General features: G+C 69.5%; 17 protein-coding genes and 1 riboswitch. Of the genes, 7 read left to right on the top strand and 10 right to left on the bottom strand.

The window, feature by feature from the left end:
- Genes AC07OQ_RS11265 through AC07OQ_RS11255 form a run of 3 tightly spaced genes read right to left on the bottom strand, consistent with a single transcriptional unit; the run spans position 1 to position 3752 of the window.
- Complete coding sequence (locus AC07OQ_RS11265; RefSeq protein ID WP_495053215.1) at positions 1-321, bottom strand: DUF1840 domain-containing protein; 321 nt, start codon at positions 319-321, stop codon at positions 1-3.
- Between the two features lie 60 nt (positions 322-381).
- The gene (locus AC07OQ_RS11260; RefSeq protein ID WP_495053214.1) at positions 382-2448 is read right to left on the bottom strand and encodes a putative bifunctional diguanylate cyclase/phosphodiesterase; all 2067 of its coding nucleotides are present in this window, start codon (positions 2446-2448) and stop codon (positions 382-384) included.
- A 56-nt stretch (positions 2449-2504) separates the two neighbouring features.
- Entirely contained in the window at positions 2505-3752 is a 1248-nt protein-coding gene (locus AC07OQ_RS11255; protein WP_495053213.1) for an HD-GYP domain-containing protein, read from the bottom strand.
- Between the two features lie 255 nt (positions 3753-4007).
- Here AC07OQ_RS11255 and AC07OQ_RS11250 point away from each other — a divergent pair, with 255 nt between their 5' ends.
- The 5 genes from AC07OQ_RS11250 to pobA all read left to right on the top strand — a co-directional run bounded on the left by AC07OQ_RS11250 (position 4008) and on the right by pobA (position 9141).
- Positions 4008-4709, top strand: a complete 702-nt coding sequence (locus tag AC07OQ_RS11250; protein WP_495053212.1) for a 3-oxoacid CoA-transferase subunit A — start codon at positions 4008-4010, stop codon at positions 4707-4709.
- Between the two features lie 4 nt (positions 4710-4713).
- On the top strand, positions 4714-5370 hold the full coding sequence (locus AC07OQ_RS11245) for a 3-oxoacid CoA-transferase subunit B (RefSeq protein ID WP_495053211.1): 657 nt from the start codon (positions 4714-4716) through the stop codon (positions 5368-5370).
- A 29-nt stretch (positions 5371-5399) separates the two neighbouring features.
- Positions 5400-6602 carry a 3-oxoadipyl-CoA thiolase gene (pcaF, locus tag AC07OQ_RS11240; RefSeq protein WP_495053210.1) on the top strand — a complete coding sequence of 401 codons (1203 nt, stop codon included), beginning with the start codon at positions 5400-5402 and terminating at the stop codon, positions 6600-6602.
- A 442-nt stretch (positions 6603-7044) separates the two neighbouring features.
- Entirely contained in the window at positions 7045-7884 is an 840-nt protein-coding gene (locus tag AC07OQ_RS11235) for an IclR family transcriptional regulator domain-containing protein (RefSeq protein ID WP_495053209.1), read from the top strand.
- A gap of 78 nt (positions 7885-7962) precedes the next feature.
- Positions 7963-9141: a 4-hydroxybenzoate 3-monooxygenase gene (gene pobA / locus AC07OQ_RS11230; RefSeq protein WP_495053208.1), complete on the top strand. Its 1179-nt coding sequence runs from the start codon at positions 7963-7965 to the stop codon at positions 9139-9141.
- A 100-nt stretch (positions 9142-9241) separates the two neighbouring features.
- Here pobA and AC07OQ_RS11225 read toward each other — a convergent pair whose 3' ends face one another.
- Both AC07OQ_RS11225 and AC07OQ_RS11220 read right to left on the bottom strand, forming a co-directional pair.
- Positions 9242-10717 (bottom strand): M20 family metallopeptidase, encoded by a 1476-nt coding sequence (locus AC07OQ_RS11225; protein WP_495053207.1) that lies wholly within the window; start codon positions 10715-10717, stop codon positions 9242-9244.
- Between the two features lie 48 nt (positions 10718-10765).
- Positions 10766-11629, bottom strand: a complete 864-nt coding sequence (locus AC07OQ_RS11220; RefSeq protein WP_495053206.1) for an alpha/beta hydrolase — start codon at positions 11627-11629, stop codon at positions 10766-10768.
- Positions 11630-11742: 113 nt separating this feature from the next.
- Between AC07OQ_RS11220 and AC07OQ_RS11215 the strand changes: the two genes are divergently transcribed.
- Entirely contained in the window at positions 11743-12576 is an 834-nt protein-coding gene (locus tag AC07OQ_RS11215) for an enoyl-CoA hydratase-related protein (protein ID WP_495053205.1), read from the top strand.
- A gap of 100 nt (positions 12577-12676) precedes the next feature.
- Positions 12677-13636: a M14 family metallopeptidase gene (locus AC07OQ_RS11210; protein ID WP_495053204.1), complete on the top strand. Its 960-nt coding sequence runs from the start codon at positions 12677-12679 to the stop codon at positions 13634-13636.
- Between the two features lie 134 nt (positions 13637-13770).
- On the opposite strand, the gene AC07OQ_RS11205 is transcribed toward AC07OQ_RS11210, so the two are convergent.
- The 5 genes from AC07OQ_RS11205 to sppA all read right to left on the bottom strand — a co-directional run bounded on the left by AC07OQ_RS11205 (position 13771) and on the right by sppA (position 19885).
- On the bottom strand, positions 13771-15147 hold the full coding sequence (locus AC07OQ_RS11205) for an esterase-like activity of phytase family protein (RefSeq protein ID WP_495053203.1): 1377 nt from the start codon (positions 15145-15147) through the stop codon (positions 13771-13773).
- Between the two features lie 182 nt (positions 15148-15329).
- The gene (gene metW / locus AC07OQ_RS11200) at positions 15330-15914 is read right to left on the bottom strand and encodes a methionine biosynthesis protein MetW (protein WP_495053202.1); all 585 of its coding nucleotides are present in this window, start codon (positions 15912-15914) and stop codon (positions 15330-15332) included.
- Complete coding sequence (gene metX, locus AC07OQ_RS11195; RefSeq protein WP_495053201.1) at positions 15911-17041, bottom strand: homoserine O-succinyltransferase MetX; 1131 nt, start codon at positions 17039-17041, stop codon at positions 15911-15913. Before metX ends, metW begins: the two co-directional genes overlap by 4 nt.
- Before the next feature lie 108 nt (positions 17042-17149).
- A riboswitch (SAM riboswitch) is annotated at positions 17150-17225 on the bottom strand.
- Positions 17215-18024, bottom strand: a complete 810-nt coding sequence (locus AC07OQ_RS11190; protein ID WP_495053200.1) for a substrate-binding periplasmic protein — start codon at positions 18022-18024, stop codon at positions 17215-17217. (Overlaps the previous riboswitch by 11 nt.)
- Before the next feature lie 13 nt (positions 18025-18037).
- Entirely contained in the window at positions 18038-19885 is a 1848-nt protein-coding gene (gene sppA / locus AC07OQ_RS11185; RefSeq protein ID WP_495053199.1) for a signal peptide peptidase SppA, read from the bottom strand.
- Positions 19886-19911: the final 26 nt, after the last annotated feature.

The raw sequence follows: 19911 nt of genomic DNA, 5'->3' as shown, positions 1-19911 counted from the left end.
TCAGACGCCCCAGACCATGTCCTGGCCGGCGGCCAGGCTGTGGCGCATCAGCTCCAACAGGGGCCAGGCGCGCTGGCGCAGGCTGATGCCCTCGCGCCGCGGTACCGGCTCGCCCTGGGCCTGCGCCTCGGCCTGCCGGCGGGCGAACTCGGCCTCATCCTCGGCCACCGCCTGCTCCAGCGCGGAGATCGCGCTGCCCAGTTGCGCGCTCGTCACGATGCCCTGGGCGGCGGGCTCGCGGCCCAGCAGGCGCAGGATCTGGTCGCCCGAGGCGTTCAGCATGATCACGTCGGCCGCAGCCTTGGATTTGAACTTGTACATCGCGCATCACCTCCGATCGTCACGCCCGCTATTGTCAGCGGACCGACGGAGCCGCGCGCTTCAGGCCGCGCCGCGCACCAGGCGCACCGGCGGGATCGCCGGCCGGGGCGGCGGCAACTGCGGCTGCCAGACCTTGTCCTCGAAGGCGCGCGGATCCAGCGCCGGCGCGAACAGGAAGCCCTGGAACTCGTGGCAGCCGGCGCGCGCCAGGAAATCGCGCTGGGCCTCGGTCTCGACGCCCTCGGCGATCACCAGCAGGCGCAGCGCGCGCCCCATCTGGATCACCGCATTGACGATGCCGGCATCGCTGGCATCGCTCGGCAGCCCCTGCACGAAGCTGCGATCGATCTTCAGGCGCTGGATCGGAAAGCGCTTCAGGTAGCCGAGGCTGGAATAGCCGGTGCCGAAGTCGTCGATCGACATGCACACGCCCAACTCGGCCAGGGCCTCCAGGCGGTGCAGCGCCTCCTCGGCGTCGCGCAGCAGGATCGATTCGGTCAGCTCCAGCTCCAGCAGCGCCGGCGGCAGACCGGCTGCCTTCAGCGCCATCGCCACGGTGTCGACGAACTGCGGCTGCTGGAACTGCAGCGCCGAGACGTTGACGGCCACCTGCATGCGCCGGCCCTGGCGCAGCCAGTCGGCAGCCTGCTGCACGGCCTGGCGCAGCACCCAATCGCCGATCGCGACGACGAAGCCGCTTTCCTCGGCCACCGGGATGAACTCGGCCGGCGAGACCTCGCCGCGCAGCGGATCGCGCCAGCGCAGCAGCGCCTCGGCCCCCACCACCCGGCCGCTGCCCAGGTCGATCTGGGGCTGGTAATGCAGGCGGAACTGGCTTTCCAGCAGGGCCTGGCGCATCGCATGGTCCAGGCGCATGCGCGACAGCAGGTCCACATCCTTGCGTGGCTGGTGGAAGCGGAAGGTGCCGCGGCCGCTTTCCTTGACCCAGTGCATCGCGCGCTCGGCGCTGGCCATCAACTCCTCGGCGCTGGCGCCGTCCCCGGGGAACAGCGCGACGCCGGTGCTGCAGGTGACGGTGAAGCTCAGGGTATCGAAGCTGAAGGGCCGCGCCATCGCCTCCTGCACCCGGCGCGCCGCATGCTCGGCGCCGCGCGCATCGGCCTGGTGGATCAGCAGCTCGAACTCGTCGCCGCTCAGGCGCGCCACGGTATCCACCTCGCGCAGGCATTCCTTCAGGCGCTGCGCCACTTCCTTCAGCACCCGGTCGCCATAGGAATGGCCCAGCGTGTCGTTGATCTGCTTGAAACGGTCCAGGTCCACGTTCAGCAGCGCAAAGCCGCTGCCCTCGCGACGCGCCATGGCCTGGGCATAGTCGACCCGCTCGGCCAGCGCGCGGCGGTTCGGCAGACCGGTCAGCATGTCGGTGTGCGAGAGCTCCTCGATGCGCTGGCTGGCGGCCAGCTTCTCGCTCAGGTCGCGGAAGGAGTAGACCCGACCGATCGGCCGGCCGCGGCTCCATTGCGGCAGCGACACGCGCTCCAGCACGCGGCCGTCGAGCAGCTTGATGATGTCGCTGGTCTGCAGCAGCGGCGCTTCCTGGATCGCGGCCAAGCGGGTGGCATAGGCCGCACCGTCGATCACGCTGCGCCGCATCCAGGCCTGCACGGCCTCGTCGTTGCGCTCGGCGAGCAGATCCTCGGGCAGACCCCACAGCGAAGCGAAGCGCTGGTTGAAGCTGCGCATGCGGCCGGCCAGGTCGGAGACCAGGATGCCGTCCGCGGTGGATTCCAGGGTGGCCTTCAGCTCGGCCAGCAGGGTCTCGCGCTCCTCGTCGTGCTGGCGCTGGCGGCTCTGGTCGCGCATCGACACCAGCCAGACCCCGTCGCCGTCGGCCTGCGCCACATGGACGATGCGGCGCGCCACCCAGAGCATCTGGCCGTCGGCCCGGCGCATCATGGTGTCGCTGTGCAGGCCGGCGCGCCCGCCGGCGGCGGCCTCGGCCCAGAACAGCGCGTCCTCCGCGGTACAGGCCAAGGATTCCATGCTGGCGCCGACGAGCCGTCGCGGCGCCAGATCCAGCAACTGGGTGGCCGCCTCGTTGACGGCCAGCACGGCGAGCGTGCGCGCGTCGACGAGCCAAACCGCCTCCTGCAGCCCATCCAGCAACGCCTGATGGCGGTGCGCAGCGGGCGGGAGGGGTGTACTGCTCGCCCGCGCCGGCCTCACGCCGCCTTCTCCTCATCCAGCCGCGCGTACGCGCTCTCGAAGAAGTACGCCACCCGGGTGCGCGGCGTCAGGTAGTCCAGCGAGGCGCGCGGCAAGAGATTGGGCTTGAGGCTGCGCCGGATGCCCAGGTCCGGATGCTCTTCCAGATTCAGGACCAGCGCCTCTTCGCGCGGCACCTTGGGCTCGTGCACCATCACCTTGGGCTTGAGCGGGCGCGAGGAATTCACGGCCACCACCAGCGCATAGCGGTCATCGGTCAGCTGCACCACCGAGCCGGGCGGATAGACGCCCATCATGCGGATGAAGGCGTTCAGCATGGTCGCGTCGAAGCGGCTGCGCCCCTGGGCGAACATCAGCGACAGCGCCTCGTGCGGTGTCATCGACTTGGAAGCCAGCAGCGGGTTGCACAGGCCGTCGAAGCGGTTGACCAGGGCGACGATGCGCGAAGCGGCGCTCATGCGGTCGACATTGATGCGCTGCGGGAAACCCGTGCCGTCGGCATTCTCGTGGTGCTGGGCGATCACCAGCAAGGCGCCGGGCGAGACGCCCATGCCCTGGGCCAGGGCCACGCCCTTCTGCACATGCTGCTGGTAGAGCTGGGTCTCGGCAATCGTGAAACCGTCGTCGCGGTGGCGCACGCGGGCCGGCAGTTCCAGCTTGCCGATGTCGTGCAGCAGCGCGCCGACGCCCAGCTCCATCATCTCGTCACGCCCCAGGCCGAAGGCGCGGCCCAGCAGCAGCGCGATGACGGATACGTTCAGCGCATGGGCGGTGGCGCGGTCACCGGCGCCCTCGTTGAGCAGGCGGATGTTCAGGTCGCCCTCGATCAGCATCTTGTCCAGCAGGGCGCCGACCAGGGCCTCCGACTGGTCACGCGCGTTCTGCGGCGCACGCGGCATCAGCTCCATCACTTCGCGGAACGCGGCGGCGGCCTCGCCATATTGCCGCTCGCACAAGGACAAGGCCTCGCGCTGCGCCGCCAGGGCGCGACGATGCGCCTCGCGCGCCAGTTGCTCGGGGCTGGGCTCGGGTTCGGCCACCACGATCTGCAGCTCCGCCGGGCGGGTCGCCGCATCCAGCTGCAGCTCGCTGCGGCCAGGGCTCCAGCGCACCTGCTTCAGACCCAGGCGCCGCAGCACCAAGACCTGATCCTCCGAACTCAGCTTGAAGCTGCTGAGCGGAAAGGGGTGCGACATCCAGCCCAGATCCAGGTGGATGAACATACCCACCTTCAACTGGCTCACGTCGATCAGAGGATCTGAAGTTCTGTCCTTCATTGGATTTGTAGGCCTCGTTCTTGAGGCACCCTCAACAGCAGCATCGACTCAAGAGGCTGAGAACTTAAGTGAAACAGACTGCTTCTCGGGCGGCCGGGGATCGACACAAATACTTTCATGTGCGAATTGTCACGCCAGACTTGACCGCTCGAGATCGCAACACGTAGCATGTTCATTTTCAGAACCTGAGTTCTTAATTAGAACTTTACCAATAGGTTGCCCATGATCGACAAGCTTCATGAATCGGCTGCCCAGGCCCTGCGGGACGTCGGCGACGGCGCCACGGTGATGATCGGCGGCTTCGGCACGGCCGGCCTGCCCAATGAACTGATCCAGGCCCTGCTGGATCAGGGCGCGCGCGAACTGACCGTGGTGAACAACAATGCCGGCAATGGCGACACCGGCCTGGCCGCCCTGCTGGCCGCCGGGCGGGTGCGCAAGATCATCTGCTCCTTCCCGCGCCAGGCCGACTCGCATCACTTCGATGCGCTCTACCGCAGCGGCAAGATCGAGCTGGAGCTGGTGCCGCAAGGCAATCTGGCCGAACGCATCCGCGCCGCCGGCGCCGGCATCGGCGCCTTCTTCACCCCCACCGGCTACGGCACGGCGCTGGCCGAGGGCAAGGAGACCCGCATCATCGAGGACCGGGGCCAGGTGCTGGAATACCCGATCCACGCCGACTTCGCGCTGATCAAGGCCGAGCGCGGCGACCGCTGGGGCAATCTGAGCTACCGCATGACGGCGCGCAACTTCGGCCCCATCATGGCCATGGCCGCCCGGACCACGGTGGCCAGCATCCACGAGTTCGCGGAACTGGGCGGCATGGATCCGGAAAGCATCGTCACGCCCGGGATCTTCGTGCAGCGCGTGGTGCGGGTGCCGCGCCAGGCCACCAGCGGCGGCGGCTTCAAGGCAGGAGCATAAGAAGATGAGCGAGCAGCAGAGCTACAAGAAATGGACCCGCGAGCAGATGGCCGCGCGGGTGGCGCGCGACATCCCCGAGGGTGCGGTGGTCAATCTGGGCATCGGCCTGCCCACCCTGGTGGCCGCGCAGATCCCGGCCGAGCGCGAGGTGATCCTGCACAGCGAGAACGGCGTGCTGGGCATGGGCCCGCCGCCGCCGGCCGGCGCCGAGGACTATGACCTGATCAATGCCGGCAAGCAGCCGGTGACCCTGCTGCCCGGCGGGGCCTTCTTCCACCACGCCGACAGCTTCGCGATGATGCGTGGCGGCCACCTGGACATCTGCGTGCTGGGCGCCTTCCAGGTCTCGACGCGCGGCGATCTGGCCAACTGGCACACCGGCGCGCCGGACGCGATCCCCGCGGTCGGCGGGGCGATGGACCTGGCCATCGGCGCCAAGCAGACCTTCGTGATGATGGAACACCTGAGCAAGGGCGGCGAGAGCAAGATCGTCGCCGAATGTTCCTACCCGCTGACCGCGGCCCGTTGTGTCAGCCGCATCTATACCGACCTGGCCGTGCTGACCGTCACCCCGGAAGGTCTGAGGGTGCTGGATCTGGCCGACGGCCTGGATCACGCCACCCTGCAGCGCCTGACCGGCCTACCCCTGCTGCAGTCCTGAACACTCTCAAAACCGACGGAGACAATTCCATGACCCAAGCCTTCATCTGCGACGCCCAGCGCACGCCCTTCGGCCGCTATGGCGGCGCCCTGTCCTCGGTGCGCGCCGACGACCTGGGCGCGATCCCGCTGCGCGCCCTGATGGCGCGCAACACCAAGGTCGACTGGGAAGCCGTCGATGATGTGCTGTACGGCTGCGCCAACCAGGCCGGCGAGGACAACCGCAACGTCGCCCGCATGGCCGCGCTGCTGGCCGGGCTGCCGATCGCCGTGCCCGGCGCGACGATCAACCGCCTGTGCGGCTCCGGCATGGACGCCGTCGGCAGCGCCGCCCGCGCCATCCGCGCCGGCGAGGCCCAGCTGATGATCGCCGGCGGCGTCGAGAGCATGAGCCGCGCGCCCTTTGTGATGCCCAAGGCCGAGAGCGCCTTCGCGCGCGCCAACGCGGTCTACGACACGACAATCGGCTGGCGCTTCATCAACAAGCTGATGAAGGAGCAGTACGGCGTCGATGCCATGCCCGAGACGGCCGAGAACGTCGCCGCCGATTTCAGGATCGAGCGGGCGGCCCAGGACCGCATGGCGCTTGCCAGCCAGCTCAAGGCCGTGGCCGCGCAGCAGGCCGGCTTCTTCGACGCCGAGATCACGCCGGTGACGATCGCCCAGAAGAAGGGCGACGCCATCGTGGTCGCCAAGGACGAACATCCGCGCGAGACCAGCCTGGAGGCGCTGTCCAAGCTCAAGGGCGTGGTCCGGCCCGACGGCAGCGTGACCGCCGGCAATGCCTCCGGCGTCAATGACGGCGCTTGCGCGCTGCTGCTGGCCAGCGAGGCCGCCGCCTCCCGCCACGGCCTGACGCCGCGCGCCCGCGTGGTCGGCATGGCCACCGCCGGCGTCGCGCCGCGCATCATGGGTATAGGCCCGGCACCGGCCACGCACAAGGTGCTGGCCCAGACCGGCCTCACCTTGGCGCAGATGGACGTGATCGAGCTCAACGAAGCCTTCGCCGCCCAGGGCTTGGCGGTGCTGCGCGAGCTCGGTCTGGCGGACGACGATGCCCGCGTCAACCCGAATGGCGGCGCCATTGCGCTGGGCCACCCGCTGGGCGCCAGCGGTGCCCGCCTGGTGACCACGGCCGTCAACCAGTTGCAGCGCAGCGGCGGCCGCTACGCGCTGTGCACCATGTGCATCGGCGTCGGCCAGGGCATCGCGCTGATCGTCGAACGGGTCTGAGTCCGGCCCGCGGCAGGCGTCGGGATGGCGCCTGCCGCGCCATGACAAAACGGCAAGTTGCCCAGCACTTTTGTCATGGTAAAGACCGTGTAAAGCGGTATCCGGCTGTGCGATCCATGGGATACTGGATCCAGAATTAATACGCATATCGCACATATACGGCACAAATGCGGTCCATCGTGCAGCGGAAGCCTCCTTGATGTGCTTTCCACGCATGCATGGCCCACCCCGCGATCTGGTCCTCGCCCATTTCAGCCCCGCACACCCGCCTGCTCAGGCCGTGGGGAGTCGAGCACCCAGAATGCACCAACATTGTGCATGAATGTGCGCGTAGCGCGCAATCAGGGCGGTTTTGCTTGGACAGCGCCAAAAGCGCTCCCTATAGTCAGTGTTTTCCCGGCCCGCGCCCAGCATATTTGGGCGCAAAACGCACAAATACGCCATGTCTGCTGCCCGCGCACTCGACGACCTGGCCGCTCTTGCGGCTCCGGTCCACACACTCACCACCCCCGCTGCCAACGAAGGCGGCCCGCTGAAGCGCGATCTGGTCGCCGGCCTTGAGAAAGGCCTGGCCGTGATCGAGGCCTTCGATCAGGAACGTCCGCGCCTGACCATTTCCGAGGTCGCCGCCCGTACCGGCCTGACCCGTGCCGCCGCCCGCCGCTACCTGCTGACCCTGACCCACCTGGGCTTCGTCTCGCAGGACCGCAAGATGTTCGCGCTGACGCCCAAGGTGCTGCGCCTGGGCCAGAGCTATATGCACTCGGCCCGCCTGCCGCGCATCGTCGAGCCCGAGCTGCACAAGCTGGCCTACGCGCTGAAGGAAGCCAGCTCCGCCGGCGTGCTGGACGGCAATGACGTGATCTGCATCGCCGCCACCAGCGCCGGTCGCGTGGTCTCGCCGACCTTGCAGCCCGGCACCCGCGTGCCGGCCAACTGCTCGGGCAACGGCCGCGTGCTGCTGGCCGCCCTGCCCCAGGCCGATGTGGATGCCTGGATCGCCCGCCAGGAACTGAGCGCGCTGACGCCCCACACCATCACCCATCCCGAGCGCCTGCGCATCGAGATCGCCCGCGCCCGCGCGCTGGGCTATGCCTGCATCGACCAGGAGCTGGAGCTGGGCCTGCGCACCGTGGCCGTGCCGCTGAAGAACTACCGCGGCGATGTCGTCGCGGCCATGAACATCAGCGTCCACGCCACGCGCATGAGCATGGATCAGCTGGTCGAGCATTGCCTGCCGCCGCTGCTGCAAGCACAGGCGCATCTGCGCATGCTGCTGTAAGACCTTGCGGTCGCCACCGCGCCCGCGCGGTGGCAAGCTCCGCCCCTGGATCGAACCGATCCAGCTCAGGGAGCGGGCATGCAACAACGAACTCAGGTCGCCATCATCGGCGCCGGGCCGGCCGGGCTGCTGCTCGGCGCCCTGCTGCAGAGGGCGGGCATCGCCAGCACGATTCTGGAGCGCGACAGCGACGAGCAGGTGCTAGCGCGGGTGCGTGCCGGCATCCTCGAACCCGGCACGGCCGCGCTGATCGACGCCGCCGGCATCGGCGCCCGCATGCGCCGCGAGGCCCTGGTGCATCGCGGCATCGGCATCAGCTTCGGCGGCGAACGCCGCCGCATCGACCTGCAGGGCCTGAGCGGCCGCTCGGTGCTGGTCTACGGCCAGACCGAGCTGACCCGCGACCTGATGCAGGCCCGCGCCGCGGCCGGCCAAGCGAGTCTCTACCAGGTCGAACAGGTCAGCCTGCACGACTACGACGGCACACAGCCGCGCGTGCGCTTTCATCACCAGGGCCGCGACTGCGAGCTGGCCTGCGACTTCATCGCCGGTTGCGACGGCTTCCACGGCGCCTCGCGCGCCAGCCTGCCGGCCCGGGCCTACCGCTGCTACGAGCGCGGCTATCCCTTCGGCTGGCTCGGCGTGCTGGCCGACAGCGAGCCGCCCTCCGAGGAGCTGATCTATGCGCAGAGCGAGCGCGGCTTCGCCCTGTGCAGCATGCGCAGCCGCAGCCGGGTGCGCTGCTACATCCAGTGCAGCCTCAGCGACAAGATCGAGCAATGGAGCGACGCGCGCTTCTGGGACGAGTTGCGCCTGCGCCTGGATCCGGCCAGCGCCGCGGCGCTGCGGCCGGCACCGGCGCTGGAGAAGAGCATCGCACCGCTGCGCAGCTATGTGGCCGAGCCGCTGCGCTTCGGCCGCCTGTTCCTCGCCGGCGATGCCGGCCATCTGGTGCCGCCCACCGGCGCCAAGGGGCTGAACCTGGCCGCGGCGGACGCGCACCAGCTGGCCCGCGCGCTGATCGAGCATTACCGCGACCGCAGCGACCGGGGGCTGGACCGCTATTCGGAGCTGGCGCTGCGGCGCATCTGGCGCGCCGAACGCTTTTCATGGGGCATGACGCGGCTGCTGCACCATTTCCCCGACCACAACGGCTTCGACCAGCGCATCCAGCAGGCCGAGCTGGACTATCTGTTCGACTCGCGAGCCGCCCAGACCGCGCTGGCCGAGAACTACGTCGGCCTGCCGCTGGACTGAGCCCGCCATTACCCGGCGGAACCCGAGGCCCGGCTCCGCCGGTCCTGCGGGTTCGCCAAGGCCAGAGGCCTTGGCCCCCTGGAGCGGGGCGCAGCGTGGGTCAGGGGTGCGCGGCCATCACCTGGGCCACCGCCGCGGTCAGGCGCTTGCCGTAGGGCACGTGCAGAAACTCGTTGGGGCCATGGGCATTGCTCTTCGGGCCCAGCACGCCGCAGACCATCATCTGCGCCTTGGGGAAACCCTTCTGCAGCATGCTCATCAGCGGGATCGTGCCGCCCTGGCCGATATAGCCCAGCGGCGCGCCGAAATGGGCCTGGCTGGCCTCGTCCAGCACCTGCGCCAGCCAGGGCGACAGCTCCGGTGTGTTCCAGCCGGTCGCGCCATAGGCGCCGGCGCGCCCGTCGGGCACGAAGCTGACCTTGGCGTTGTAGGGCGCGTTGTCCTCCAGCAGGGCCTTCAGCTTCAGCGCGGCCTCGTTGCCGTCCACCAGCGGCGGCAGGCGCAGCGAGAGCTTGAAGGCCGTGAAGGGCCGCAGCACATTGCCGGCGCTCTTCAACTCGGGAAAGCCGTCGACGCCGGTGACCGACAAGGTGGGACGCCAGGTGCGGTTCAGCAGCGCCTCGACCGGGTCCTGCGTCACCGGCAGCACATTGCCGCCGTCGGCGCCGCAGGCCCAGGGGTAGCGCTTCCAGACCTCGTCCTTCAGGATCTCGGCCGTGGCGCGCGCCTGCTCGACCCGGTTGCCGGGGATCTCGCAATGGAAGCTGTCGGGCAGCAGGCGACCGGTCTTGGAATCCTCCAGCCGGTCCAGCACCTGGCGCAGGATGCGGAAGCTCGAGGGCACCAGGCCCGAGGCATCGCCCGAGTGGATGCCCTCGGTCAGCACCTCCACCTTGAGCACGCCGCTGACCATGCCGCGCAGCGAAGTGGTCAGCCACAGCTGCTCGTAGTTGCCGGCGCCCGAGTCCAGGCAGACCACCAGCGAAACATTGCCCAGGCGCTCCTTCAGCGCGTCGATATAGGCCGGCAGGTCGTAGGAGCCGCTTTCCTCGCAGGTCTCGATGATGCCGACGCAGCGCGGGCGCGGGATGCCCTGCTTGTCCAGCGCCATGATGGCGGTCAGCGAGGCATAGACCGCATAGCCGTCGTCGGCGCCGCCGCGGCCGTAGAGTAGGCCGTTCTCGTACTTGGGCGTCCAGGGGCCGAGGTCGCTGCGCCAGCCGTTGAACTCGGGCTGCTTGTCCAGGTGGCCGTAGACCACGATGGTGTCGGAGCTGGCGGCCTTGGTGGCCGGCACCTCGAAGAAGATCACCGGCGTGCGGCCCGGCAGGCGTATCACCTCCAGCTTCAGGCCCGCCACCTTCTTGCTCTCGACCCAGCTCGCGGCGTCGCGGATCACCTTCTCGATATGCCCGTTCCTGGCCCAGTCGGCGTCGAACATCGGGCTCTTCGCGGGAATGGCGATGTAGTCGCTCAGCGCGGGAACGATTTCCTCGTCCCAGACGCGCTCGGCAAACTTGCCCAGGGCGGTGGCTTCATCGGGCTGCAGCGGCAGCGCGGGATCGCGTGCATTCATGGTGGTGCTTCCGGCTTGTGGCGGGGAGCACCGATTCTAGAACCGCCGTCAGAACCGGTCATCCAGCCAGGCCTGCAAGCGTGCGAAGACCTGTTCGCGCTCCGGCTCGTTGAACAGCTCGTGATACAGGCGCTCGAAGCAATGCGCCTGCACCAGCGGCTTGGGCGCCTCGGCGGCGAAGTCGGCGCTGCCCTCGGGCTCCACGCAATGGTCGCTGCCGGCCCAGAGCAGCAGGGTCGGCACCAGCCATTGCGGCGCGCGGGCCAGCACCTCGGCACCGGCCTCGGCGATCATGCTGGCCAGGGTGGGCGTGATGCGGTCATGCACCAGCGGGTCGTTCTTGTAGGCCGCCACCACCGCGGCGTCGCGCGAAATCCAGGCCGGCTTGAGCCCGTTGCCCACCGCCAGATGCGGCGCCACGGGCAGGGCCAGCGTCAGCAGCAGTTTCTGGAAGCCAGACATGCCCGGATCGAGCGCCGGCGAGCTGAGCAGCAAGGCATCCACCGGCCGGAACCAGGCCGGCAGCACGCCGCCGCTGCTGACCGACAGGCCGCCCGCGACGAAGCTGGCCGCCACCAGGCCGCCCATGCTGTGGCCCAGCAGCACCAGCGGCCCGGCGCCCAGCAGCGCATCGGCGCGCAACTCGTCGATCACCAGGGCCAGATCCTGCAGCAGCCGCTCGCCGCAGCTGATGTCGCCGCGTGCGCCGCCGGAAGCGCCATGGCCGCGCTGGTCATGCCCCACGACATGCCAGCCCCAGCCGTTCAGCCGGGCCGCCACATGCTCGTAGCGCCCGATATGCTCGCCCAGGCCATGCACGATCAGCACCGTGCCGCGCGCCGGGCCGGGACCGGGGCGGCTCCATTGCCGCCAATGCAGGGGCAGGCCGTCATCGGTTCTCAGGGTTCGCATGGCGCCCAGTGTAGGCAGCGCCCCCGGGGCTCCGGCCCGGGACTTCCCCGGTCGGTGAAAGTACGCAAGCCGTCCCTTGATTAAGCTACGCCGATCAACCATCAGGAGACCGCATGAGCCAGGACTTCTTCACCCTCGAAAGCGACGCCCATGGGGTCGCCCATCTGCGCCTGAACCAGCCGGAGCGCATGAACACCATGAGCCCGCCCTTCTTCACGGCGCTGCGCGATGCGGTGCGCGGACTCGACGATGCCGGCGCCACGCGCGTGCTGCTGATCTCCTCGACCGGCAAGCACTTCAGCGCCGGCATGGCGCTGGACACCTTCGCGGGCCAGGACGCCATGCTGGACACGCGCAGCGCGCGCAGCCGCCTGGCCTTCCAGGCCTCGCTGCGCCGCCTGATGGACTGCTTCAGCGTGCTGGATGAGGCCCGGTTCCCGGTGCTGTGCGCCGTGCAGGGCGGCTGCATCGGCGGCGCGCTGGACCTGGCCGCGGCCTGCGACATGCGCTACTGCACGGCCGATGCCTTCTTCTGCGTGCAGGAGATCAATATCGGCATGGCGGCCGATCTGGGCGTGCTGCAGCGCCTGCAGAAGATCATGCCGGCCGGCCTGGCGCGCGAACTGGCCTACACCGGCGAACGCCTGCCCGCCGAACGCGCCTTGAGCAGCGGCCTGGTCAATGCCGTGCTGCCCGATGCCGAGGCGCTGCTGGCCCATGCGATCGGCGTGGCGCAGGCCATCGCGGCCAAGTCGCCGCTGGCGGTGGCCACCAGCAAGCTGGCGCTGAACCATGCCCGCGACCACGGCGTGGCGGCCGCGCTGGCCCAGATGAGCGTGCTGCAGAGCGCGGTGTTCGACACCGCCGAGATGGGTCAGGCCATCGCGGCCTGGAAGAGCAAGCGCGGCGCCGACTTCGCGCCGCTGAACGCCACGCCGTCGCTGTAGGCCGCGCGGCCAGCGTGTAGACCCGGGCCCGACGCTCGCGGCGCGGGCCCGCCGGCATCGCCCGCGCCTTCCCGGCGAAGATTGGGCATCATTGGCAGCCATGCAGCCCGCCAACAGCGCTCCCGCCCTCGAGCTCAGCCCGCCCGACATCCGCCCCTACCGCGAGGGCCGCGGCAGCGGCGTCGAGCATGTCCATGTGTTCGACTCGGGCCGCGCCGGCCCCACCGTGATGGTCCAGGCCCTGACCCACGGCAACGAGCTGTGCGGCGCGATCGCGCTGGACTGGCTGCTGCGGCAAGGCCCGGCCCCGCGCACCGGCCGTCTGGTCCTGAGCTTCGCCAATGTTGCGGCCTATGAGCGCTTCGACCCGGCCGATCCGAACGCCTCGCGCTGCGTCGACGAGGACCTGAACCGGGTCTGGTCCGACGATCAGCTGTTCGGCCCGCGCGACTCGCTGGAGCTGCGCCGCGCGCGCCAGCTGCGCCCCTTCGTCGACGCGGCCGATTTCCTGCTGGACATCCATTCGATGCAGGACGCCTGCCGCCCGCTGATGGTCTGCGGCCTGCTCGACAAGGGCGCGGCCTTCGCGCGCCGGCTCGGCACGCCCGGCGACCTGCTGATCGACACCGGCCACCCCTCGGGCCTGCGCATGCGCGACCGCGGCGGCTTCGGCGACCCGGCCAGCCCGAAGAACGCCTTGCTGATCGAATGCGGCCAGCATTGGGAACAACGCTCGGCCGAGGTGGCGATCGACGCCCTGCTGCGCTTCCTGCGCCTGACCGGCATGGTCGACGCGGCCTGGGCCGCGCCGCGCCTGCCGCTGCCCGAGCGCCAGCGGCTGATCCGCGTCGACGAGACCATCACCGCGCGCAGCGCCGACTTCCATTTCCTGTTCCCGGTGCGCGGGCTGGACCTGATCCCCGAGGCCGGCACCGCCTTCGCGCGCGATGGCGAGACGCTGTTCAGGACCCGCCACGACGACACCGTGCTCGTGATGCCCTCGCTGAAGCATGGCAAGCCGGGAAACACGATGGTGCGCCTGGGACGCTTCGAGGATTGAAATGACCACCCCCTACCGGCTTCGCCGGCCCCCTCAAGGGGGCACACCCGTCGGCCCGGCAAAGCCGGATCCTCGGGTGTCGCTGGGCCGGCAAGCCGCTTGCCTGCATCGCCGGCCTTGCGGGGCCAGGAGGCTCAGCGCGCCCTCAACAGCTCGGGCACCTTCAGCAGGATGAACTCGTTGTCGTCCTGCACGCCCAGCTGGCGGCCGCTGGAGTACGGCAGGTTGTTGTCGTTGGCCACGACGATGTGCTCGGCATCGACGACGTCCACGTTCTCGATCGTCACGAAGGGGAAGGCGAAGCGGCCGTTCTTCGCGCCGCGCCGGGCCAGCCCTCGCGGGTCGGCGATGTCCAGCAGGTCCACATAGCCGATCTTGCGCACGAGGCCGTCCGCGTCGGCCTCCTTCAGGCCGATCTTGTAGACCCGCTTGAAGCGCGCCGGCAGGTTCTGGCAATCGGGCCGCGCCGGGCCCATGCAGGCGTCCTCGACCGAGCCCTCGCCGTTGTCGCGCTCGACGATCAGGCCGGTCTCGGCGTCGACCATATTGAAGTCGCCGATATTGTTGCCCTTCAGCTCCAGCGGGTACTTCCACGAGCGGCCGGTCCAGTCGCCCCGGGCCACGTCGAACTCCAGCACGCGCAGGTATTCGCGGCCGTCGGCCAGGCTCTCCCATTTCTTCTCGCCGTCGATCCACAGCGGGCCTTCCAGCAGCGGATAGAGGAAGCGGCCATCCGGACTGGCGGCCATGCCCTCGTAGCCGCGCGAGCGCCGCACCGGCGTCGCGAAGGCGCCGGGCGTGGCCGGCGTGGTCACATTGAAGTGATCGGGCGAGCGCAGGGTCTTGCCGTCCAGCTTCGTCTCGTGCAGCGCCAGCACCTTGCCCCGGCGGTCGGTGCGGATCAGGTAGGGGCCCAGCTCGTCGCCGAACCAGATCTCGTTGCCGATGATCTGCATCGACTCGATGTCCAGGTCGGCCCCGGTCAGGTAGCGCCGGGTCGTGCCCTCGTTGATGACCGGGAACGGGATCTTGCGATCCGGGTCGTGCAGGAAGACGGTCTGCAGGCGCGCGACCTTGCCGGCCCTCCAGTCGGGCTTCACCTGATGGAACATCAGCATCGCGTCGGCGCTGTTGTTCTTCGCGCCGAAGCCGTTGTCGGTCAGCACCCAGAACGTGCCGTCCTGCATCGCCTTGATGCCGGAGAAGCCCTGCACCGGCTGGCCCTTGAAGGGCAGCTTGACGCCGGTCTCGCGCGGCGCGGTCTTGTCCGACAGAAAGGACGTGCCCATGATGGATTCAAGCGCCTCGACGCGGCGGCCGTCGGCGGCGGTGAACTTGCCGCTGCTGCGCAGAAAGGCCGGTGCGTCCTTCGGCGCATCGACAAAGCTGCGCGCCGGCAGCCAGGCATGGCCGGCCAGCTCGGCGGGGAAGGCCTGCTGGGCCTGGGCGGACAGCGCGCCGCACAGGCCCGCGGTCAGGAGCAGCAGCTTGGGGGCGGAGGAGCTCGACATCGGCGCGGTTCTCCGGGGAGAGGAGTGGTGAAGACCGCGCAGCGTATGAAGAAGGCGTTACAAGGGCGTGACGCACAGGCGGGCCCACGCATTCCCGCGTGGGCACCGCCGCTCCGGCTCCGCCGGGCGGACGGTGCCGCCCCCTTGAGGGGGCGCGCGAAGCGCGTAGGGGGTGGGCCGGCTCAGCCGCGATCGAACTTGAACACCGCCATGCTGGACAGCAGGTTCGGCCAGCGCCGTACCGCACGCCCGTCCTGGATGCCGAAGCTGTCCAGCACGCGCAGGCTGTTCTTGCGCGCCAGGATCTCGAAATCGGCATAGGTGCCGACGCGGATGTTCGGCGTGTCGTACCACTCGTAGGGCAGCACGCGCGTCACCGGCATGCGGCCCAGCAGCACCTGCAGGCGGTTCGGCCAATGCGCGAAGTTGGGGAAGCTGACGATGCCGATGCGGCCCACCCGCGCGGTCTCGCGCAGCATGGCCTCGGTATTGCGCAGGTGCTGTAGGGTCTCCAGCTGCAGCACGACATCGAAGCTCTGGTCCTCGAAGATCGACAGGCCCTCCTCCAGATTCAGCTGGATCGCGTTGACGCCACGCTTCACGCATTCCAGCAGGTTCGCATCGTCCAGCTCGACGCCATAGCCGGTGCAGGCGCGATGCGTCTGCAGGTAGGCCAGCAGCTCGCCGGTGCCGCAGCCCAGGTCCAGCACCCGCGAACCCTGCGGCACCAGGGCCGCGATCCGTTCCATCACCGCCAGCGCGCTCATTGGAATTCTCCCGCGATGCGGCCGAAGTAGGCGCGCAGCACGCCGTGATAGCGAGGATCGTCGAGCAGGAAGGCATCGTGCCCATGCGGCGCGTCGATCTCGGCGTAGGACACGTCGAGCCTGTTGTCCAGCAGTGCCTTGACGATTTCCCGCGAGCGCGCCGGCGCGAAGCGCCAGTCGGTCGTGAAGCTGGCCAGCAGGTATTTGCAGCGCGCGCTCGCGAAGGTGCGGCTCAGATCGCCGCCCTGCTCGCGCGCCGGGTCGAAATAGTCGAGCGCGCGGGTGATCAGCAGGTAGGTGTTGGCGTCGAAATACTCGCTGAACTTGTCGCCCTGGTAGCGCAGATAGCTCTCGATCTGGAACTCGATGTCCTGGGTCGAATAGCCGAGCTCGGCGGCGCGCATCTGGCGGCCGAACTTCTGCTCCATCACGTCGTCGCTCAGATAGGTGATGTGGCCGATCATGCGCGCCACGCGCAGGCCGCGCTTGGGCACCACGCCATGGGCGTAGTAATGGCCGGCGTGGAAATCGGGGTCGGTGATGATGGCGCGGCGCGCCACCTCGTTGAAGGCGATGTTCTGCGCCGACAGGCTGGGCGCGGTGGCGATCGCGATGCAGTGGCGCATGCGCTCGGGGTAGCGCAGCGACCAGTCCAGCGCCTGCATGCCGCCCAGCGATCCGCCCAGCACCGCGGCCAGCTGCGCGATGCCCAGCCGGTCGAGCAGGCGGGCCTGGGCATCGACCCAGTCCTGCACCGTCACAACCGGGAAGTCGGCCCCGTAGACCCGGCCGGTGGCCGGGTTCACATGCATGGGCCCGGTGGAGCCGAAGCAGGAGCCCAGGTTGTTGACCCCGATCACGAAGAACTTGTCGGTGTCCAGCGGCTTGCCCGGACCGATCAGGTTGTCCCACCAACCCTCGCTCTTGTCCTGCCCGGCATAGCTGCCGGCCACGTGGTGGCTGGCATTCAGCGCATGGCAGACCAGAACGGCATTGCTCTTGTCGGCATTCAGCCGACCGTAGGTCTCGTAGACCAGCTCGTAGTCGAGGATCTGCGCACCGCTCCTGAGCGGCAGCGGCTGCGCAAAACGCAGGCGCTGAGCCTCGACATCACCCACCGAACCCATGTGGACGCCTCCAGAAAAACAAAAAACCGGCTCCGCTGAAAACGGAACGCCGGTTGGAAGCGTCCCTCTTGAGTTCCGGCCGCGCATCACGGCGCGAGCCTTCACTGAAGAGCCCCCTTCGGGGCCTCTTTAGCGGCATTTTTAGAGCGCCCGCAATTCGGAACAAATCGGCGCTATCGGATCGCGATTATATCGGGCGCCAGATTGGCCTTCTGCAGAAAGCGCGCATAGCTGCCGTCACGCTTGAGCCGCTCCAGCGCGGCGCGCAAGGCCTGCACATCGGCCTCGCTGAAGTCGGGAGAACCGGCCAACCAGATCTCCAGCTGGTCGAGCACCGGGCCGAACTGGTAGTCGCGCGCCTTGCGTCCGCTGCTCTGCACCGCGCCGACGAACAGCGGCTGGCTGACATAGGCCAGGTCGGCGCTGCCCTCGTCGAGCCGGCGCAGCATATGTTCATAGCTGCTCTCCTCGCCGACATGGACGTAGCGCAGTTCGCGCAGACGCTTGAGGCCGATGGCCCCGCGCAGGGTCACCACCCGCAGCGCGAGCGGGTTGTCCAGCGCCGCGAAGCGCGGCCAATGCTCGGCCCGGGCCACCATCATGTAGCGCTGCTGGAACAGCGGCAGCAGCCAGCGATACTGGGCCTCGCGTGCCGGGGTGCGCGCCAAGGGCGCGATCGCGACGCGCGGCCCGCGCTGGGCCAGCAGCGTCGCGCGGGCGAAGGGGTAGAACTGCGGTCGCAGGTCCGCAAGGCCCAGTTCCTCGCCCAGCCGCGCCAGCAGTTCGGCCAGCGCGCCGGGCGCCTGTGGCGGCTTCTCGGTGATCAGCGGCGGAAACTCGCTGCTGACCAGCGAGAAGCTCGTCATCGCCTGCGCGCGCGCGGCTCGCCGGCCGCCCAGCAGGCCCAGGCCGGCAAGCGCCAGCAGGGCATGCAGGCCATGCAGGAGGCGGCGCCGGGGCTTGTTGCGGACGGGGGCCGGCATGCCGGGCCGCCCCTCAGGGCGCCTCGCACAGGCAATGCACGACGGCCGCAAAGGGCTTGCGCCCCTCGGTCAGCGCGGACAACCAGCCGAGCTCCTGGCGCGCCTGCTCCAGCAGCGGCGGCAGCCCGAGCTGGGCGCGCAGCGCCTCGGTCAGCGCGGGCGCCAGCACATCGCCCAGGCGGTCCAGCAGGCGGTCGATCCGGCCGCGCTCGGGTTCGACATAGGCGATGCGCGGTGCCTCCCCCTCCGGCAGCTTGGCCAGCCGGGCCGCGGCGCCCAGCGCGTCGCCATAGCTGCCCAGCTGATCCACCAGGCCGCGCTCCAGCGCCTGGGCGCCGGTCCAGACCCGGCCCTGGCCCACCGCATCGATCGCCGCCTGCGGCTTCTTGCGCGCGGCCGCGGCCTTGGCGGTGAAGTCGTCGTAGATATGCTCGATGCCCGATTGCACCGCGGCGCGCATGCGCGGGTCCAGCGGGCGGCGCGGGTCGTGGCCACCGGCCAGCCAGGTGGTGGTGTGGCCGCCGGTGTGGATGCTCAGCTTGTCCAGCAGCTTGTCGGCCGTCGGCAGCATGCCGAACACGCCGATCGAGCCGGTGATGGTGCTGGCGTCGGCGATCACGCGGTCGGCGGCCATCGAGATCCAGTAGCCGCCCGAGGCCGCCACATCGCCCATCGACACCACCACCGGCTTGCCGGCCTTGCGCGTCAGCTCCAGCTCGCGGCGCACCAGCTCGGAGGCGAAGGCGCTGCCGCCCGGCGAGTTGACGCGCAGCACCAGGGCCTTGATCTGCTCGTCCTCGCGCGCCTGGCGGATCAGCTTGGCGGTGGAGTCGCCGCCCACCTTGCCGGGGCCGGCCTGGCCGTCGATGATCTCGCCCTCGGCCACCACCACACCCACCGCAGCGCCGGTCGTCCTGGGCTTCAGATGGGCCAGATAGCCGTTCAGCGAGACCTGGCGGAAGCTCTTGCTCTGCTCGTCCTTGGCGCCGCGCGCGATCAGCAGCTCGCGCAGCTCGTCGCGCGTCTTCAGGGCGTCGACCAGCTTCTCGGCCAGCGCCAGCTGGCCCGTGTCGCCCTTCACCGCGGCCAGGCGCTGCGGCAGCTCCTCGATGCCGCGCGCCACCGCGCCCTGCTCCAGCTTGCGCGCCTTCTCCACCATTTCGGTGTAGCGCGTCCACAGATCGCCGTACAGGAAGGCGTCGGACTCCAGCGTCGCCGGCGAGGGCTTGTTGGCCGCATAGGGCTCGCCGAAGTTCTTGTAGGTGCCGACGCGGATCACATTGGCCTCGACGCCCAGCCGGTCCAGCGCATCCTTGTAGTAGTTGCGGTGGCGGCCGAAGCCTTCGATGATCACCATGCCCATCGGGTGCAGCAGCAGCTCGCTGGCCTGGGCGGCCAGCAGATAGCCGCGCTGGTCGTAGCCGCCGGCATAGGCGATCACCGGCTTGCCGCCGGCCCTGAAGCGCTGCAGCGCGGCGGCCACCTCGCGCAGCTGGGCCTGGCCGCCGCCGACGAACTCGTCCAGGTCCAGCAGCAGGGCGCCGATCTGCGCATCGCCGCGCGCCGCCTCCAGCGCCTGCAGCACGTCGCGCAGGCGCGTCTGTGCCTCGCGCGACTGGCCGCGCAGCTGCGCCATCGCCTGATCGCGCACCGAGCCGGAATACTGCTCGACCAGCCGGCCCTGCAGATTCAGCACCAGCACCGTCTTGTCCTCCAGCGGCCTGGGGCCGCGGGTCGCGAAGGCGACGATCAGCCCGATGACGATGGCCAGCAGCAACAGGTTCAGCAGGGCGCGGCGGCTGAAGTCCAGCAGCCACCAGGCCTGGGCGATGAGGCGACCGACGGACCGGAGCAGGGGCATGATGGTGGGTCTTTCGATGAATCGGT

The organism is Roseateles sp. GW821-FHT09B06, from assembly GCF_059418245.1.
This window is presented reverse-complemented; position numbering and strand designations above follow the sequence as displayed.

What these genes read in the sequence shown, in the direction of transcription:
- AC07OQ_RS11265 (WP_495053215.1), bottom strand. Translation starts at nt 321, where the DNA reads ATGTACAAGTTCAAATCCAAGGCTGCGGCCGACGTGATCATGCTGAAC.
- AC07OQ_RS11250 (WP_495053212.1), top strand. Translation starts at nt 4,008, where the DNA reads ATGATCGACAAGCTTCATGAATCGGCTGCCCAGGCCCTGCGGGACGTC.
- AC07OQ_RS11245 (WP_495053211.1), top strand. Translation starts at nt 4,714, where the DNA reads ATGAGCGAGCAGCAGAGCTACAAGAAATGGACCCGCGAGCAGATGGCC.
- pcaF (WP_495053210.1), top strand. Translation starts at nt 5,400, where the DNA reads ATGACCCAAGCCTTCATCTGCGACGCCCAGCGCACGCCCTTCGGCCGC.
- AC07OQ_RS11235 (WP_495053209.1), top strand. Translation starts at nt 7,045, where the DNA reads ATGTCTGCTGCCCGCGCACTCGACGACCTGGCCGCTCTTGCGGCTCCG.
- pobA (WP_495053208.1), top strand. Translation starts at nt 7,963, where the DNA reads ATGCAACAACGAACTCAGGTCGCCATCATCGGCGCCGGGCCGGCCGGG.
- AC07OQ_RS11225 (WP_495053207.1), bottom strand. Translation starts at nt 10,717, where the DNA reads ATGAATGCACGCGATCCCGCGCTGCCGCTGCAGCCCGATGAAGCCACC.
- AC07OQ_RS11220 (WP_495053206.1), bottom strand. Translation starts at nt 11,629, where the DNA reads ATGCGAACCCTGAGAACCGATGACGGCCTGCCCCTGCATTGGCGGCAA.
- AC07OQ_RS11215 (WP_495053205.1), top strand. Translation starts at nt 11,743, where the DNA reads ATGAGCCAGGACTTCTTCACCCTCGAAAGCGACGCCCATGGGGTCGCC.
- AC07OQ_RS11210 (WP_495053204.1), top strand. Translation starts at nt 12,677, where the DNA reads ATGCAGCCCGCCAACAGCGCTCCCGCCCTCGAGCTCAGCCCGCCCGAC.
- AC07OQ_RS11205 (WP_495053203.1), bottom strand. Translation starts at nt 15,147, where the DNA reads ATGTCGAGCTCCTCCGCCCCCAAGCTGCTGCTCCTGACCGCGGGCCTG.
- metW (WP_495053202.1), bottom strand. Translation starts at nt 15,914, where the DNA reads ATGAGCGCGCTGGCGGTGATGGAACGGATCGCGGCCCTGGTGCCGCAG.
- metX (WP_495053201.1), bottom strand. Translation starts at nt 17,041, where the DNA reads ATGGGTTCGGTGGGTGATGTCGAGGCTCAGCGCCTGCGTTTTGCGCAG.
- AC07OQ_RS11190 (WP_495053200.1), bottom strand. Translation starts at nt 18,024, where the DNA reads ATGCCGGCCCCCGTCCGCAACAAGCCCCGGCGCCGCCTCCTGCATGGC.
- sppA (WP_495053199.1), bottom strand. Translation starts at nt 19,885, where the DNA reads ATGCCCCTGCTCCGGTCCGTCGGTCGCCTCATCGCCCAGGCCTGGTGG.